General features: G+C 40.8%; 1 pseudogene. It reads left to right on the forward strand.

The window, feature by feature from the left end:
* Nucleotides 1-502: pseudogene (locus HMPREF9075_RS13620) on the forward strand (hypothetical protein); the annotation flags it as partial.

Here is a 502-nt window from a genome sequence, read left to right on the forward strand (position 1 = left end):
GTAAATGCCTTCTCTTTAACACTTGAAAGAAATGCAGTAGAAGTAAATGCCGATGCCGCTGTGGAAGTAGCAATTACAGCAGGTAACGGTAATTATACTCTGCAAGTAGCGGATAATAGCAAAGCAACAGCTACTATTGTAGGCGATAAAGTGCGTATTGAAGGTAAAGCCGCAGGTACTACCAAAGTAACCGTAAAAGACAGTCAAAACAAAACCGCCGAAATCACAGTTACTGTAAAACCACGTGGTTTATCGCTTGAAAGAACCGCCCTTACTATCAATGCAGGCACTACTGCCGAAGTAGCAATTTTTAGTGGTAATGGTGGCTATACCGTTCAGGTAGCCGATAATAGCAAAGTTACCGCTTCAGTAGTAAATAACAAAGTGCGTATTGAAGCAAAAGCCGCAGGTACTACCAAAGTAACTGTAAAAGACAGCCAAAACAAAACCGCTGAAATCACAGTTACTGTAAATGCCTTCTCTTTAACACTTGAAAGAAATG

Origin of the sequence: Capnocytophaga sp. oral taxon 332 str. F0381 (assembly GCF_000318275.2) — a bacterium.
Lineage (GTDB): Bacteria > Bacteroidota > Bacteroidia > Flavobacteriales > Flavobacteriaceae > Capnocytophaga > Capnocytophaga bilenii.